Origin of the sequence: Williamsia limnetica, from assembly GCF_003217475.1 — a bacterium.
In the GTDB taxonomy this organism is placed as follows: Bacteria; Actinomycetota; Actinomycetes; order Mycobacteriales; family Mycobacteriaceae; genus Williamsia; species Williamsia limnetica.
Genome location: NZ_QJSP01000028.1, coordinates 1 through 15,981, shown reverse-complemented (window position 1 = coordinate 15,981; position 15,981 = coordinate 1). Strand labels below are relative to the sequence as shown.

13 protein-coding genes are annotated in these 15,981 nt (G+C 65.0%); 5 read left to right on the top strand and 8 right to left on the bottom strand.

Going from position 1 to position 15,981, the window contains the following annotated elements:
• Positions 1–83: 83 nt before the first annotated feature.
• Positions 84–2,438 carry a LuxR C-terminal-related transcriptional regulator gene (locus DFR67_RS28630; protein WP_158540064.1) on the top strand — a complete coding sequence of 785 codons (2,355 nt, stop codon included), beginning with the start codon at positions 84–86 and terminating at the stop codon, positions 2,436–2,438.
• A gap of 115 nt (positions 2,439–2,553) precedes the next feature.
• Here DFR67_RS28630 and DFR67_RS28625 read toward each other — a convergent pair whose 3' ends face one another.
• From DFR67_RS28625 to map, 3 genes are all read right to left on the bottom strand, one after another.
• Positions 2,554–3,762 (bottom strand): hypothetical protein, encoded by a 1,209-nt coding sequence (locus tag DFR67_RS28625; RefSeq protein ID WP_110472858.1) that lies wholly within the window; start codon positions 3,760–3,762, stop codon positions 2,554–2,556.
• A 90-nt stretch (positions 3,763–3,852) separates the two neighbouring features.
• Entirely contained in the window at positions 3,853–4,794 is a 942-nt protein-coding gene (locus DFR67_RS28620) for an alpha/beta hydrolase (protein WP_211325194.1), read from the bottom strand.
• A gap of 56 nt (positions 4,795–4,850) precedes the next feature.
• Positions 4,851–5,618: a type I methionyl aminopeptidase gene (gene map / locus DFR67_RS28615; protein ID WP_110472888.1), complete on the bottom strand. Its 768-nt coding sequence runs from the start codon at positions 5,616–5,618 to the stop codon at positions 4,851–4,853.
• Positions 5,619–5,666: 48 nt separating this feature from the next.
• Between map and DFR67_RS28610 the strand changes: the two genes are divergently transcribed.
• Genes DFR67_RS28610 through DFR67_RS28600 form a run of 3 tightly spaced genes read left to right on the top strand, consistent with a single transcriptional unit; the run spans position 5,667 to position 10,267 of the window.
• Complete coding sequence (locus DFR67_RS28610) at positions 5,667–5,927, top strand: helix-turn-helix domain-containing protein (protein ID WP_084834973.1); 261 nt, start codon at positions 5,667–5,669, stop codon at positions 5,925–5,927.
• A gap of 51 nt (positions 5,928–5,978) precedes the next feature.
• On the top strand, positions 5,979–8,153 hold the full coding sequence (locus DFR67_RS28605) for an acyltransferase family protein (protein ID WP_110472856.1): 2,175 nt from the start codon (positions 5,979–5,981) through the stop codon (positions 8,151–8,153).
• On the top strand, positions 8,150–10,267 hold the full coding sequence (locus DFR67_RS28600; protein WP_245938224.1) for an acyltransferase family protein: 2,118 nt from the start codon (positions 8,150–8,152) through the stop codon (positions 10,265–10,267). The genes DFR67_RS28605 and DFR67_RS28600 overlap by 4 nt, the downstream gene beginning before the upstream one ends.
• Before the next feature lie 7 nt (positions 10,268–10,274).
• Here the strand turns inward: DFR67_RS28600 and DFR67_RS28595 are convergent, their stop codons facing one another.
• From DFR67_RS28595 to DFR67_RS28580, 4 genes are all read right to left on the bottom strand, one after another.
• Positions 10,275–10,739, bottom strand: coding sequence for a VOC family protein (locus tag DFR67_RS28595; protein ID WP_110472854.1), 465 nt, complete (start codon positions 10,737–10,739; stop codon positions 10,275–10,277).
• 9 nt (positions 10,740–10,748) lie between these two features.
• The gene (locus tag DFR67_RS28590) at positions 10,749–11,174 is read right to left on the bottom strand and encodes a helix-turn-helix domain-containing protein (protein ID WP_245938223.1); all 426 of its coding nucleotides are present in this window, start codon (positions 11,172–11,174) and stop codon (positions 10,749–10,751) included.
• A 32-nt stretch (positions 11,175–11,206) separates the two neighbouring features.
• Entirely contained in the window at positions 11,207–12,769 is a 1,563-nt protein-coding gene (locus DFR67_RS28585; RefSeq protein ID WP_110472853.1) for an HNH endonuclease signature motif containing protein, read from the bottom strand.
• 128 nt (positions 12,770–12,897) lie between these two features.
• On the bottom strand, positions 12,898–13,671 hold the full coding sequence (locus DFR67_RS28580) for a TSUP family transporter (RefSeq protein ID WP_110472886.1): 774 nt from the start codon (positions 13,669–13,671) through the stop codon (positions 12,898–12,900).
• 102 nt (positions 13,672–13,773) lie between these two features.
• Between DFR67_RS28580 and DFR67_RS28575 the strand changes: the two genes are divergently transcribed.
• Positions 13,774–15,042, top strand: coding sequence for an acyltransferase (locus DFR67_RS28575; RefSeq protein WP_110472852.1), 1,269 nt, complete (start codon positions 13,774–13,776; stop codon positions 15,040–15,042).
• On the opposite strand, the gene DFR67_RS28570 is transcribed toward DFR67_RS28575, so the two are convergent.
• Positions 15,028–15,633 carry a SanA/YdcF family protein gene (locus tag DFR67_RS28570; RefSeq protein WP_110472851.1) on the bottom strand — a complete coding sequence of 202 codons (606 nt, stop codon included), beginning with the start codon at positions 15,631–15,633 and terminating at the stop codon, positions 15,028–15,030. The two genes, DFR67_RS28575 and DFR67_RS28570, sit on opposite strands and share 15 nt — an antisense overlap.
• Positions 15,634–15,981: the final 348 nt, after the last annotated feature.

Below are 15,981 nucleotides of genomic sequence, written 5' to 3'. Positions count from 1 at the left end.
GAGTCGAGCTCCGCTCCGCTTCGTCTCCGGCACCACAGGTGTTGCTGTCGCGGCTCCAAGCCGGCAAGCCCACGATCGCCTTTGTGACCGGGGTGTCCGGTAGCGGGAAGACCGAACTACTCGACTCGTGCCGATCGGCGCTGAAACGAGCCGGGACCCCCGTGTCGTCGACACCCGACGATTACCCGGGTTCCGCGATCGTCATCGACGACGCACACGCACAGGACGCCGAATCACTGCGCCGTATAGCGGCACTCGCGACGTCCCCACAAGCGACCGTGATCGTCGCGTCCGAACCACGCTTCCACGATCCCGCCCTCAGGGAGCTGCGCCGGGAGCTGGGTGCAGCCGGTTCCGCCTTCACCCTGGCGCCCCTGTCGCGCGCGGACATCCTCGCCCGCGCCGGTGGGACGATCACCCCGGTGGTCGCCGAAGCAATCCGCGTCGACAGCGGTGGCGTCCGGGCGGCTGTGAACGCCGCGCTGGCTGCGGCGCGGACGGCCGCCGACGATTCTGTGGAGCCCGATGTGCCGGTCCGCGAGGCCATTTCACTGTGGCAGCAGCGGCGTCTGCGGGAGTTGGATCCGGCCACCCTGGACGTGCTCACCATCGCCGGCCTGCACCCGGCGCCGGATCCGGACACGATCGCAGAAACACTCGGGATAGCCCACGACATCGCATGCGGCGCTCTCGATCGAGCACGCGGCAGTGGATTTCTCAGTGCCACAGACACATTGCTCGCCTCCGTGGCCCCGCGACTGCGGGTGGCCAGAGGCGAGCACGTCGTGGCCTCCATCCATCGGGCATTGGTGGACGTACTGCTTGCCCACGGTGTACTGCGCGAGGACACCGCCATCACCGCGGCGCACGCGGGCATCACCACTCCTGCACTCGCCCAATTGCTCTCGGACGCCGCGGCCACCGCCCCCGCGGCGCGCGCCGTGACCCTGTGGACCGCCGCACTCGCCGCCGGTGCCGACCCCGACGTCGCGAATCTACCGCTCGCCGACGCCGCTGTACGTGCCGGAGATCTCGACACCGCGACCACTCTGGTCGACACCGCCCTGGCCGACGGCTCCGCCGCCGCGCGGCGGGATGCCGTCCGGATCGCGTCGGCGGTGGCCGCACGACGTGGCAGTTACTCCAGATGCGCGGCTCTCTATCGCTGGCTCGGGCCCGAGCAAGCAGGCGCCGACGCCCCACTCGGAGTCCTGGCGTTTCTCGGCACCGGTGACCGGGCAGGTGCCGACGAGTTCACCGCGGCAGCAGCCAGCGCGCCCCCGACCACCGAGAACTCTCGGGCCTTACTGCTGTCCACCGGACTGGTGACCTCGTTGACCACCTCCCGGGCAGCCGCGATCGGCAGCGTGCTGCGGTCCGCTTCGCTGTCCCGCCCGCATGATCGGGCCGAGCCCGAGTCGGCCACAGCGATCGCAGCCCTGCTCTCGCTACACGGCGGTGACCTCGTCGGTGCCCGCTCCGCGCTCGGCCGATCCGCCAACGCGGGCGCAATCCGAGAGAAGCTGCTGCTCGGTTGGACGGTGATGCTCGGCGGCGACCTCAATGGAGCCGCCGACATCGTCAAGTCCTGCGCACCACAGCATTTTCGGGACCAAGTGGTGGCGCGCGCACTCACCGTGGCGATAGCCCGGCGGCGCGGTGACGCCGGCGGCCTGCTCAACGCTTGGAAGGATGCCGCACCGGTAGTCGCAGAGATGGAGACCGACCTGTTCAACCTCCTACCGCTCGGTGAACTCTGGCTTGCCGCAGTCCGATTGGGTGAGGGTGCACGGGTCACACACTTGGTCGACGACGCCGATCGCCTCCTCGCGGAACTGGGGTCGCCACCGGTGTGGGCCACGTCGTGGAGTTGGTACGGGGTGCAGGCCGCGATCCTGTCCGACGATCCGGCCGCACTGGTTCCATACGCCCGCATGCTCGGCGAGGCCGCGAACGATGACCCCTTCGCTGCCGCGCTCGCCGGCGCCGGCCGGGCTTGGCTGAGAGTCATGCAGGGCAGTCCCGACGTCATTGAGGTCGAGTCGGCTGCCCGCAAGCTGGATGAGGCCGGATTACCCTGGGATGCAGCGCGGTTGGCGAGTGAAGCCGCGCTGCGGGTCGACGACACGCACTCTGCGACGACTCTGCTCCAGGTCGCGCGTCTCGTCGGCGGAGGATCTGGGGGTGGCGTGACCGCCCATGCACCGACGCCCGACAAGCCCGCGTCCGCCGGTCAGCTCTCCGAACGAGAAGCCGAGGTGGCCCGCCATCTGCTTCTCGGCCACACCTATCGCGAGATCGGTGCACACCTGTACATCTCAGCCAAGACGGTCGAGCATCATGTCGCCCGCATCCGGCGCAGGATCGGCGCCGGATCGCGGTCGGAGATGTTGTCGATGCTCCGCGCAGCCGGTTACGGGCCTGCCGGGCCGGAATAGACCACAACCGACCACGACCCCGGCCCGGACCCCTTCCCGCTCGCAGAACTTGGTCCCGCTCGCGCTACAGAGCGAGCGGGACCAAGTTTCATGAGCGGGAGCTCGCTGGCTGCTGTCAGTCAGCTGCCGGTTCGGCCGAGGCCGGTGTCGACGGCGTGGTGTCGGTTTCTTCGGCGGTGACGGTCGCATCAGGTCCAGCTGCCGGCTCGGACTCAGGCGGCGCATCCTTGACGTCTTCCGGTGCGGTCCAGATCGCCTCGGCTGGTTCTTCTTCCACTTCTTCGACCTCTGCGACCGGCTCAACCGGCTCAACCGGCTCAACCGCGCGATGCTTACCTACGTACGCCTGCTCGGGTTCGGCAGCGGGCTCCGACTCATCGGCGACGGCGGTGATGCTCGGCTCCGGCGCCGAAGCGACTCTGGCGGACACCTGCGTCGACGTCGCGGTTGGCGGCACCAGATCACTCTCGATGCGGACTCCCCCGGGACCACCGACACCGATGCGTATGAGGTCGCGAGTGAACTGCGGAATAGGCAGCGGAATCAGCCCACCGTCGTTGCTGAGTATCTGCAGTGACGTCGGATCGGCTATCGCGAATACGTATTCAGGTGAACCCGCCGCCTGTTCGACGCTGAAGAGGAAGAGTAATCCGGCGCAGCTCCCGATGTCTGATGCTGAGGCGTAGGTGACCAAGCCCAGGCAACTGACGTTCTGGGCGACGCCGATGACGTCGATGGCGGTGGCAATCCCACCGATCGCGAAGGCCGTGGAGGTTCCGGAGTCCGATGCCGCAATCGTGACACCGAGCGGCAAAGATGTAGCCGTGGCCGTTCCTCCACCCAGGGCGTTGAGCGCCACCGCAGCACTGACGAACCCCCACGCGTTTGCCTCGGCGTGACCCGTTCCGAGTTGCGAATTGGCATACGCGACACCGACACCGGAGATCTTGGCGGTCGAACCCGGATCGACGACGATCTCCGGGGTTATCTCGACTCCGAGCACGATCAGGGGCGGAATGATGATGGGCGCACGTGCAGCGGCGGTACTGGTGATCGGGAGGTCGACACCGAGTTGACTGAGGACGCCGATCAGCGGAGGTGCAATGCTGTCCTTGCAGTCGACCGTACTGGTCTTCACCCCGCTACCGGCGGAGCATTCACGGAAGGTCAGCACGTCCACCGCCGACGCCGGTGCCGCTCCGAGGGTCACTGTTGCGCCCATCGCTGCTGTCATCACTGCCGCGGTCGCAACCCCCGCGCGTTGCCGCCGGCGAACCGACTTTGACTTCTTGTGCCTGCCTGCCGGTTTCGCCGCTCGCGCCATGCGATTGCCCTCTCTGCTGAAGTGTAAGAGAAGTTACAGGCCCGGTGTCACCGGCACAGCACGAATCGCGCGATTGCTGTCAGAGCCGGATCAGAAGACCCCCTTCAGGAACGCGACGATGTCGCCGAGAGCGGTGTGAGCTGTGGGTGCGACCCCAGGCAGTGCGGCAAATCCGTGCACGGTGTCGGGGTAGTCGATGAGCTCGACTCGCACCCCCGCCGCCTGGAGAACCTCTCGGTAGTGTCGGCCGTGGTCGCGCAGTGGATCGTGGCCCGCAGTGAGAATCAGTACCGGCGAAAGACCCTCATGTGAGGCGGCGCGGATCGGTGATGCGCGCCAATCCTCGGTGCCGTGGTCGGCGGCCAGATACATCTCGGTGAACGTGTGCATCCCCGACGAGGTCAGGACCGGCGCGTCCGCATTCTCATCCTCTGATGGCCATCGCTCGTACATCTCGACCGCCGGGTAGATCAGGACTTGGCCGCGGAGTTCGGGTCCGCCGGCATCTCGCGCTGCCAGAGCCGCGACGGTGGCCAGGTTGCCGCCGGCGCTGTCACCCATCACTGCGATCCGGCCGGGATCACCGCCGAGGTCGGCGGCGTGGAGGCCTATCCACTGCAGGGCACCGCACGCATCGTCGACCGCTGCCGGAAAAGGATGCTCCGGCGCCAGTCGATACACCGGCGACACGACTACCGCGCCGGCGCGCTCCGCGACCCGGGACGCCATCCACCGCGACTGCTCGGGCGAACCGAGGCACCAACCGCCACCGTGATAATTCACGACGATGGGCGGCGTTCCGACTGCGCCGATCGGGCGGTGGATGCGGAGTCTGACCGCGCGCCCTTCGATCTCCGCGATCACCTCATCGACCTCGACGTTCGGCGAGTCGGCACCGCAGACGAACCGGCCGACGCCGGTCGACAGCAATTTCTCCCGCTTGATGCGCAGCGCGATCATCTGGTCGGGGGTGGTGGGCTCTTTTGCGATCTTCTTGAGAAGAACGCCGAAGGCGCGTGTCCGCAGAGGCATCGGAACAGTGGTCACAAAGGGGCCTTTCATGAGAACGGCTCGTAGGGACTGGCGCCTCAGAGGGTCGTCAGTATCTGTGGACCGGATTCGGTGATCGCAACGGTGTGTTCGGAGTGCGCGGCGCGGGCACCGGACGCGCTGCGCAGCTCCCAGCCGTCGGGGGCGTGGACGTACTGGTCTGTCCCCCCTCGGATCAGCATCGGTTCGATGGCGATCACGAGTCCGGGCTTCAACTTCAGGCCACGCCTGGCGCGTCCTTCGTTCGGGACATGCGGCGCCTCGTGCATCGTGCGGCCGATGCCGTGTCCCCCATGATCTTCGAGCAATCCGTAACCGGCGATGCGGGCGGGACCGGCGATCGCGTGTCCGATATCGCCCATCTTGGCGCCGGGCTGTGCGGCCTCGATGCCCCGCATCAGAGCGGCGTCGGTGGCTGCGATCAGGTCGAGATCGGCCTGGTCCGCCTCGCCGACCACGAAGCTGATCGCCGCGTCGCCGCACCACCCGTCGAGAAGTGCGCCGCAATCGATGCTCACCAGATCGCCGTCGCCGATCTGCCGCTCGTCGGGGATGCCGTGGACCACGGCGTCGTTGACGCTGGCGCAGATGACCCCCGCGAATGGGGTCGGGGCCCAGTTCGGGTGGTAATCGAGGAATACCGGCTTCGCGCCGGCATCCGAGATCACGGCGGCGGCGACATCATCGAGTTGCTTGAGGGTGGAGCCGATGACCGCGGCGCTCTTCACCGCAGCCAGCGCTCGGGCGACGACGCGTCCGGCTTCGCGCATCATCTCGATCTCTCCGGGGGTCTTGAGGTCGACCACGACCACACTCCTTTGCGCGTATTAAAATACCGGTATTACTATACGGGCATGGTTCGCGTACCCCTCACACCCGGCGAAGTCGACCGGGGCCGTCGGCTCGGTGCGGTCCTGCGCGCAGCGCGCGGCGATCGCAGCATGGGGCAGGTGGCGGTCGCGGCCGGCATCTCCGTCGAGACCCTGAGGAAAATCGAGACCGGACGCATCCCGACACCGGCCTTTTTCACCATTGCCGCTCTGGCCGACGAGCTGTCTTTATCGATGGATCAGCTGGCCGTCGCCCTCGCCGAACCACAGAGATCTGCCTCATAAACGCGTGCGTCGACTGCTTGGTCCATAGGTTCATCTGGAACAATTTGTCGGGTGAGTGCGCCCGTGACCGACCCCTCCGTCGAGTCCAGCCCTCCCAAACGCACCTCGGTTAGCGAATATCGCCTGGATCTCGACGGCCTGCGCGGGATCGCGATCACGCTGGTTGCCGTCTTTCACATCTGGTTCGGACGGGTTTCCGGCGGTGTCGATGTCTTCCTGACCCTCTCCGGCTACTTCTTCGTGGCGTCGCTGCTCAAGCATGTGCTGGCCACCAATCCGACCACTGGCAGCTGGGTGGAGGCGCTCAACCCGGGCCCTCGTCTGTGGCGCCTGGCCCGACGACTTCTCCCGGCGCTGCTGACGGTGCTGCTGTTCATCGTCGTGATGTGCTTGATCCTGATGCCGCGGACCCGCTGGTCACCGCTGGGAAGCGAGGCGATCGCCTCGGCGCTGTACTACCAGAACTGGCATCTCGCCCTGGCCTCGCAGGACTACGCCGCCGCCGACTCGGCCAACAGCCCGATGCAGCACCTCTGGTCCATGTCCGTCCAGGGGCAGTTCTTCGTCGTGACGATGCTGGCTGCGTTCGCACTCGGCGGGGTGCTGAAGCTGCTGGCGACGCGATTCACCACCTTCCGCAGACCGCCGGTCATCCGCGGGATCGTCTTCACCGCGTTGCTCGTCGTCGCAGCGGTCTCATTTGCCTGGGCCCACTACCGACACGGCATCAACCAGCCTTTCAACTACTACGACACCATCGCCCGAACCTGGGAGCCCATCGTCGGTGGCCTGCTCGCGGTCTGGATGCCTCGGGTCCGGATGCCGCAGTGGATGCGCAATGCGCTAGGCCTCATCGCGCTCGGTTTAATCATCAGCTGCGGCTGGTGGATCGTCGGCGTCCAGCAGTATCCGTCGACGATGGCGCTGGTCCCGGTCGGTGCGACACTCCTGTTGATCTGGAGCGGTTCACGGCAGACCGCGCCCGGAAATGGTTCCGCGCCAGGTTCGGTGAGCTCGTGGCTCGCACATCCGTCGATCGTGTGGCTCGGCTCGATCGCATACGCGCTGTACCTGTGGCACTGGCCGCTGCTGATCTTCTACTTGACCTGGCAATACAAAGATCGAGCCAACTTCATCGAAGGCGCCGGCATCATCGCCGTCTCGCTCGCGCTGGCGTGGGCCACTGCCAAGTACATCGAGTCCCCACTGCGAGCGGGTAAGAAGAAATCTGCGGGGCCCATGTCCACACCCGCACCCGCACCGAACCCTCGGTGGCTCAGCTACGCGACGGTGCTCACCTCGATTCTGGTCGTCCTGACCGCGGTCACCGGCGTCGGAATCTGGCGCTGGAACGACCACGTCAAAAACCTGACCGTCGACACCGAGAACCTCGATCCACGCCTCTACCCCGGCGCCCGCGCCTTCCTCGACAACGCACCGGTGCCACGCGTCGAAGCCGAACCCAGCCCCCAGGTGGTGGACAAGGATTGGCCGATCACGTCCTACGACTCGGTGATCTCCGGCTGGAAGGACGGCTCCATCAAGGTCGGGGTCTACGGCGACCCGGCCGCGACCCGCACCGTCGCGCTGGTCGGTGGATCGCACGCGGAGTACTGGATCACCGCACTCGACGCGATCGGCAAAGCCCAGGGATTCAAGGTCACGACGTATCTGAAAGTCGGCTGCCCGTTGACGACGGATCACGTCTTCACCTGGTTCGGCCAGAAGTACTACCAGTGCAACGAGTGGTCCCGCGACGTGATGGATCGCCTCGCTGTCGACAAACCGGATGTGGTGTTCACCAACAGCACTCGCCCGGTCGAAGGCCAGATCACCGGCGACTTCGTGCCCAAGGACTACATCGACGTCTTCAGCGAGTTCCGCGACCGCGGGCAGAAAGTTGTTGCAGTACGCGACAACCCGTGGTCAGTCGGGCAAGAGAGCCCACCCGAGTGCCTGGCCCTGGGCAAGAAGCCGTCGGTGTGTGGCGTCGAGAGGTCACTGGTGATGGCACCGACCGACCCCGCGCTGGCCATCGCACCCGACTTCCCGAACATGAGTTTCCTCGATTACACCGACGCCATGTGCGATGCCACCTACTGCCCGGCGGTGGTGGGCAACATCCTGCTGTGGCACGACTTCCACCACCTCACTGCGACATTCGTGCGTAGCTTGATCCCCGCTCTGACCGCGGATCTTCAGAAGGCGCTGCCCGGCTGGTGGTGACCGACTCGCACGTCGCCCGAACCGACACGTACCGGTCCGACCTCGACGGCCTACGTGGCCTGGCCATCACCCTGGTGGTCGTCTTCCACGTCTGGTTCGACAGAGTATCCGGCGGCGTCGACGTGTTCTTGACGTTGTCCGGGTACTTCTTCGTGGCATCGCTGTACAAGCATGTGGTCGCCGTCAACGGTCCCGACACGTCGTGGATGTCGGCGATCAATCCGCTGACCCGCCTGTGGCGACTGATGCGACGACTGCTGCCTGCTCTGCTCGTCGTCCTGGCGGCCATCGTGGCGCTGACGTTGCTCGTGCTGCCACGAGCTCGGTGGGAATCGCTCAGCGGCGAGGTGATCGCGTCGGCGCTGTACTACCAGAACTGGCATCTGGCATTCGCGTCCCAGGACTACGCGGCGGCTGATTCTGCGAACAGTCCCATGCAACATCTGTGGTCGATGTCGGTGCAGGGGCAGTTCTTTGTAGGGACCCTCGTCGCGCTGCTGCTGGTCGGCGGACTCCTCAAAATCCTCGGCATCAGTGTTGCGGCGCTGCGTAAGCCCGCCGTGATCCGCGGCGCACTCGGTTCGGTCCTGGGCGCCGCCGCGTTGACGTCCTTCGCCTGGGCTGTCCACCGCCACGGTATCGACCAGCCGTTCAACTACTACGACACCCTCGCTCGCTCATGGGAACCCCTGGTCGGCGGGCTGCTGGCACTCTGGATGCCGCGTCTTGCGATGACGCAATGGCTGCGGTCAGCCTTGAGCGTCGCGGCGTTGGTTCTCATCGTCAGCAGCGGATGGTGGATCGCCGGGGTCGAGGAGTTCCCGTCCACGATGGCACTGGTGCCGGTTGGCGCGACCCTGCTGTTGATCTGGGTGGGGTCGGCGCGTACCGCTCCCGCCGGCATCGGCCGATCCACGGCGAGTACTTGGCTCGCCCACCCGTGGGCCGTCTGGCTCGGCTCCATCGCCTATGCGCTCTACCTCTGGCATTGGCCGCTGCTGATCTTCTATCTCGCCTGGCGTTACCAGCGCGACGTGACCTTCGTCGAAGGCGCAGCCATCATCGCGGTGTCGGTGGTACTGGCTTATCTGACAACGCGATTCGTCGAGATCCCGCTGCGGTCCCGGCGGTCTTCCGACCACCGGAGGCGGCGGTTCGTGCCGACGTACGCCGCCACGATGACCTGCCTTCTCCTCGCTGCGTCCGTCACCGCCGGCTGGGTTGTCCATGACTGGAGGTCCCACGGTCAGCGGATCATGGTCGACGCCACGGCGCTCGACCCCGAGCTCTACCCCGGTGCTCGCGCGTTCTGGTCGGATGCGCCGGTGCTGCTGGTGGAACCGCAGCCGGATCCGCTTGCGGTCAAAGATGACTGGCCGATCTCGTCGCAGCAGGGGTTTGTCTCGGGTTTCGATGACCCGCTGGTGCGCGTCGGGGTCTACGGCGCTCCTGGCGCACCACGGACAGTGGCCTTGGTCGGCGGGTCGCATTCCGAGCACTGGCTGACCGCGCTGGATGAGATCGGCCGCGAACGCGGCTTCGCTGTCAACACGTACCTGAAGGCAGGGTGCCCACTGATCACGACCACGATCTTGGCACCCATCGGCTCCGCATATCCGGAGTGCAACGTGTGGTCTCGAGAGGTGATGGACCGCTTGGCCATCGATCGTCCTGATGCCGTGTTCACCACGAGCACCCGACCGACCGACGGGGATGGGTCCGGTGACTACATACCGAACGACTATCTGGAGATCTTCGCCGAGTTTCGCGACCGCGGTCAGCAGGTCATTGCGGTACGCGACACCCCGTGGGTCCTCGGCCCGACGCTGACCCCGCCGGAGTGTCTCGCTGAAGGCCGGTCGGCCGCCGACTGCGGTGTCGACCGAGAACATGCACTGTCATCGCTCGACCCCACTTCCGCCATCGCAGGGGACTTCCCGAACATGACTTTCCTCGATTTCACCGATGCCATGTGCGACGACACGACGTGCCCTGCGATTGTCGGGAACGTTTTGGTGTGGCACGACTTTCACCACCTGACGACCAGCTTCGTGCGCACACTGGTGCCGGCGTTGGATGAGAGTTTGCGGGATGCGCTGACGCAGTGGTGGTGACGAGCCGTCAGACGTTGTCGTCCGCCCATCTCGCGATATCGGCCGGGGTGATCTCGACCGGGCCTGTCACCGGTTGCGTGATCCTGATGTGATTGCCGAACGGATCCCGCAACGCGCAGTCGATTCCGTAGGGCTGCTCGATCGGTTCTTCGGTGAACTCGACTCCCTTTGCCGTCAATTCCTCGTACGTCTTGCGGCAGTCATCGGTGGTGAGGATCGCTGCGAGGCCCAGCGCGCCCTTGGTCAGGAGTTCGCGAACCTGAGCGGCCACCTCTTCGGTCAGGGCAGGCGGCCCCGGGACTTCAAGGAGGATGTGTCGTTCAGGATCGGACGGCAGGACGATGGTAAGCCAGCGCATGAAGCCCATGTCGACGTCGTCTGCGACTTCGAATCCGAGCTTCCCGACATAGAAGTCGAGTGCCTCGTTTTGGTCGAGGACGGTGACCGAGTGAATGGTGATCTTGTTGAACATGGGCCAACCCTAGAACTCGGGGACCGGGACGGCTTCTCCGAAACTGCTCGGTTTCGACCAGCTCTTCACGAAGCACACCGGCGCGGCGACGGGCTGTGAGAGGGCACGGAACTCGCTGGGGGAACTTCCGGTGACAGCCCGGAATGTCCGGCTGAACGTCCCGAGGCTCTCGAAACCGACCAGGCGCGCGACGTCGGTGACCGAGGTGTCGGATCCCCGAAGCATTGCCATCGCACGTTCGATCCGGCGACGCTGCAGATGTCGATGTGGCGTCTCGCCGAAAGTGGCGCGGAAGGTCCGGCTGAAGTGTGCCTGCGACATGTAGGCGATGGCCGCCAGCTTCGGGATGTCGAGGTTATGAGCGTAGTCGCGGTCCATGGTGTCGCGGGCACGCAGTAGCCGTCGGTTCTGGTCTTCCGCAGGGCTCATCGCCATGGCTGCGAGTCTAGTGCTCGTCGACCGCCCTTTCAGGCAGCCAGCGGCCGTCGCCATCCGAAGTCGACGGTGCGAATGGGTGGTTCCGACTGTGGTTCTCCGAATGCCTCGCGTGCGCGTTCTTTGAACCATGCGACATCGTCGTCACCGTCGGGATCCCACATTTCCGGATGCGTGAAGAACAGCTCCGAGAAGTGTGTGTTGTTGGGACGTGGTGGGTCAGCCGTACCGCGCTGACGCCATCCGATCCGGCCTTGCCAGCCCGGTGGTCCGGTGCGATTGGTGATGATCTCGGTGAGCCAGCCATTCGCGCCGTCGTGAACCTGTCCGTGGTCGCCGTCGCAGACCAGTGCCAACGCCGTGATGTCGGTTCGGCCGCCTTTGGACCACTCGGTGAGGTGATGAACCGCTGTGCGGGTCGCGGGTTTGTCGCATCCCGGGCGGCAGCACCCGCGGTCGGCGGCGATCAGGGCCAGTCGCTGATCGGCCGACGCCAGCCGCGCCTGGCGGCCCAGGAACAGCGGGCGATGCTTGTTGTCGAGCAACGCCAAGAACTTGCGGGTCGCCCCGGCCAGAGCGAGCGCATCGCGGACCGGAATCACGCCGCCGGACGCAGTGGTCGCCAAGCCGACCTCGGATTCGAGTTGCTCGAGGGTCATGGTCACGATCACCCGGGCCGGCAGTCCGCGGTGCTGACCGAGTTTGCCCTGTCCGACGACCATTTCCAGCAACCGGCGGAACGCGTCGTGGTTGCGTTGACCCTGGCTGCGACTGTCGCGCGCTGCAGCTTCCTTGATGGCTTGCGGGTCGGCCTTGTCGACGTTCCCACTCGGCGACTGCGGGTCATCCGGGTTGTTCATGCCCTTCGCCGCCCATTTCTCAGCGACCATGTCCCACAGCGCCTTGGTCGCCGGATCGAGGTTGCCCTTGATCCCGGCCATGTGATCGGCACCCTGCTTGAAGGTGTTCAATTCTCGTTTCTGTTTGCGGTCGACGTCGTCGAACGTGCCGTCGGGATTCAGGTACGCATGGAGGTGCAGTCCGACCTTTTTCAGCTCGTCGGGGTCCATGGTCCGGGCGGCATCGGCCATCGACTTCTCGCCCTGTGCCCACAATCCGAGATCGCTGCGAATACTCGCCGGCAACGCCGTCATCGTGTCGAAGATGACCTTCTCGTGCGCGAGGCCAATTGCTCCGTCCCGCAGAGCTTCTGCGGCGTGGGGATACCGCGGTTCAGTCACTTCACCGGTGATGCTGTGCCAAATCCCTGTTCGCTCAGCCCTCTTCGATCGGCCCGACGCCTGTGCAGCTGAGATGCGTAGCACCAATCGCAGGAAATTGTTGTGCTTGTGTCCCAGCTTGGCAGCTACCCTGCGCTCGGTCAGCTCGGCCGACAGCCGAATCTTGACGGCCTCGTCACGGCGGGTCTGCGTCTCGACGGCCTGCGTCAACTCCACGGCTTCTTTGTCCGACATCATCGCCAGTGGGGCGTCGATCAATCTGCGCGACAACACCTCGCGGACAGCAACGATCTCCGACGCGTCGAGAGCCATGCCCTCGATGCGGTCGATCAGATCAGCCATGCCCGTGCTCATGTGTTCTTTGTATCAGCACCCTCTGACAATGCCGGATCTGTTGCCCGTAAGGCACACTCGATGTCAACAAAGGCACGCTCGACGGCTGGTTCGGCACGGTCGACGCCAACAAGGGCACGGTCGGCGGGTCAGCCCCACTGATCCCAGGCGAGTTTCGCGGACATCACGACCACGACCACCAGCAACGCGATCCGGATCACGCCGGTGCCGCGGTTGAGTACGGTTCGCGACCCCAGCAACGAACCACCGGTGTTGGCGACCGCCAGCATGAAACCCAGAGCCCACCAGACATTTCCGCCGATCGAGAAGACGACGAGTGCTCCGAGGTTGGTGGCCGTGTTGGCGATCTTGGCCAGCGCCGCGCTCTCGATGAAGTTCCGCGACAGCAGCGCGGTCAACGCAATGATCAGGAACATTCCTGTGCCGGGGCCGAAAATGCCGTCGTAGTAGCCGATCACGGCGAAAGCGATGCAGCCGGCGACCGTCTGCTTGACCGTCAGGGGCGGACTCTCACCGGTGTTACTGCCGAATGACGGTCGAACTGCGACGAAGATGCCCACCGCGAGCATCAGCACAATCACGACCGGCCTGATGATCTCGGTCGACACCGCCTTCGCCGACAGCGCCCCGGCGGCCGAACACACGAAGGCGATCGGTACGGAGATCAACGCCAGGCGACGAGGGATCGCGGTGACACGCGAATAGGCGATGGCGGCCGCACCGGTCCCCCAGATCGCCGCCAGCTTATTGGTCCCGAGGGCACTCGCGGGCGGGGCTCCCGGAAACGCGATCAACAACGCGGGGATCAGCACCAGCCCACCGCCGCCGATCACCGCATCGATCCATCCGGCGACCCCCGCAGCGGCAAGCAGCAGGACAAGGACATCCCAGTCAGGAATCATCGGCCACATCCGTCACAAAGCACCCGGCCACGGTAACCACCGCATGTGAGGAAGCACTCCCGCCCAGCGAAAACTCAGAGTTATACGGCATGCTGTACGGCGATGACTGCCACGACCTCCGCCCGCACCTCAGACGCAGGAACTGTCGGCCGCACCGCAAAAGCATCTGCAAAGCGCGCCTATCTCCACCATGTGGACCTGATCCGCGCAATTACGTTCTCGCTGGTCATCTTCGTGCATTGCCTCACCGCGACGACAAATGAGTGGGACAGCGTCGGTGTCAACTCGACGACGTTGTTGCTGCATTTCACCCGCAACATGTTCTTCGCGTTGACCGGTTTCGTCCTCATGCACCAGAACTTCGACAAGGTCGACTTCCGGTCGATCGACTTCTGGCGCCGCCGCATGAAGCTGGTGATCTTCCCGTACCTGATCTGGTCGTTCATCTACTGGGCCGTCGAGGACATGTGGGCCCACGGTCGTACCACCGACATCCCGGGCAGTCTCGACGAGTTCTGGGACCTGCTCAAGTGGGGCCTGTCCGGCTTCCACATGTACTTCCTGTTCGTGATGCTGCAGGTCTACCTGCTCTTCCCGCTCGTGCTGTGGGTGGTGCGCAAGTCGCGCAATCACCACCTCGCGCTGCTCACGGCCAGTTTGGGCGTCCATGTCGCAGTCACATCGGTCATCACCTACTGGCAGCCTCCGGCAAGTATCGCCGGCATCTGGTGGCACTACTACGCAACGTTCGTGCCCTATCAGTTCCTGATCTTCCTCGGCGCGGTCGTCGCCGTACATCGCGAGGGCATCCGGCTCTGGCTGCGCGGCAAGGGCTGGTGGCTGTTCGGAGCGTTGGTGATCACCGGCGCATTTGCCCAGGTCACCTATTTGATGCGGGTCGCCGGCGGTGAGCGTGCCATCTATGCGAGTGCCGCATTCCAGCCGACCCTGATCCCGTTCATCCTCGTGGCCATCGGGTGCCTGTATGCGATCGGCCAGCACTGGGCCGACAGCCACCGGGAGAGCACACCGCGTTTCGACCGGGTGGTCAAATACGCGTCGAACCGATCCTTCAGTGTCTTCCTGTGCCACGCCATCTTCATCTTCTTCATCCTGTACCCACAGAAGAACGGTGAGTCGTGGATCAACACCCTCGGGGCACCCTGGGCAACGATCCTGATGTACGTCGCCACCATCGCCTGCTCGCTCATGCTCGTCGAGATCCTTCGCCGCATCCCCGGCTCGTCGTACCTGACAGGCCGCCCGCGGTTGCCGCTGACCAAGAAGCGCAAACAGCGACCCTCAACTTTGGAGACCCAGGACGATGACGTGGCCACCGAGGCCGAGGAGCCCAGCTCAGTTCGTCAATGACGTGAGCAGCGCGCGAGGCCGGGCCAGCACCGCCTCCCGGAGGTGGTTCCGGGCGAGGGTCCACATCACGCAGTCGCAGTCGGCGTACACACCGTGCGCATCGATCCCCACGTCGCGGCACAGCGCGATCGCACGACCGAGATGAAAGTCCTGCGTGACGATCACTACTTCCTCCACGCCGTAGACGTCGTGGGCGCGTCTGCAACTCGCTGCGGTGTCGAAGCCCTCGGGATCGTCGATGATGGCCGACGCGGGGACGCCGCGCTGCTGCAGATAACTGCGCATGACCTGCGGTTCGTCGCCGGCGGACTCGTGTCCGTTGCCTGAGTTCAGAATCTGCTGCACGCGGCCCTCCTGATATAACCGGAGGGTAGAATCAAGCCTGCCACGCACGTAGGAACCGGGTTCACCGCCAGAGACCTTGGAACCGAGCACCAGCGCCATGGGGGCCGCAGGGGCCTCCGGGACGGCGAACTCGCGGTCGAAGGCCATCACGTAGATCCACGTCGCAGCGCTCGCGATGACGAACTGAACGGCAACCATCGAGGCGCCGAACAGCAATAGAACTCGTGCGTGGATTATGTCGGACATCACAAAGGATCTTACTGATTGGTAACTTAGGCCAACCTGCGCAATAGTGCTGCAAAGACAAGCCTTAACGTACCTAGTGGAGAACACTGCGCAAGCTGTGTACTGCCAATCCGGGTGAACCAACGGCCGCTGTGCGAAATAGCCGTACCACAGGCCGTGAAGTTCCATAGAGAAAGGCCGTGACGCCGTGACTACCGCGACGATCACCATCGGCACCATTGCCGCCCTGGCCAGCCTGGTGTGCTGGGCCCTCTTCTTCGGCGGGGTGTGGAGAATGATCCGCACCATCGCCCAGGGGCAAAAGGACACCACCAGGATTTTCCCGATCTGGCCCCGTTTCAAGCAGAT

What these genes read in the sequence shown, in the direction of transcription:
- DFR67_RS28625 (WP_110472858.1), bottom strand. Translation starts at nt 3,762, where the DNA reads ATGGCGCGAGCGGCGAAACCGGCAGGCAGGCACAAGAAGTCAAAGTCG.
- DFR67_RS28620 (WP_211325194.1), bottom strand. Translation starts at nt 4,794, where the DNA reads ATGCCTCTGCGGACACGCGCCTTCGGCGTTCTTCTCAAGAAGATCGCA.
- DFR67_RS28610 (WP_084834973.1), top strand. Translation starts at nt 5,667, where the DNA reads ATGGTTCGCGTACCCCTCACACCCGGCGAAGTCGACCGGGGCCGTCGG.
- DFR67_RS28595 (WP_110472854.1), bottom strand. Translation starts at nt 10,739, where the DNA reads ATGTTCAACAAGATCACCATTCACTCGGTCACCGTCCTCGACCAAAAC.
- DFR67_RS28590 (WP_245938223.1), bottom strand. Translation starts at nt 11,174, where the DNA reads ATGGCGATGAGCCCTGCGGAAGACCAGAACCGACGGCTACTGCGTGCC.
- DFR67_RS28585 (WP_110472853.1), bottom strand. Translation starts at nt 12,769, where the DNA reads ATGAGCACGGGCATGGCTGATCTGATCGACCGCATCGAGGGCATGGCT.
- DFR67_RS28580 (WP_110472886.1), bottom strand. Translation starts at nt 13,671, where the DNA reads ATGATTCCTGACTGGGATGTCCTTGTCCTGCTGCTTGCCGCTGCGGGG.
- DFR67_RS28575 (WP_110472852.1), top strand. Translation starts at nt 13,774, where the DNA reads ATGACTGCCACGACCTCCGCCCGCACCTCAGACGCAGGAACTGTCGGC.
- DFR67_RS28570 (WP_110472851.1), bottom strand. Translation starts at nt 15,633, where the DNA reads ATGTCCGACATAATCCACGCACGAGTTCTATTGCTGTTCGGCGCCTCG.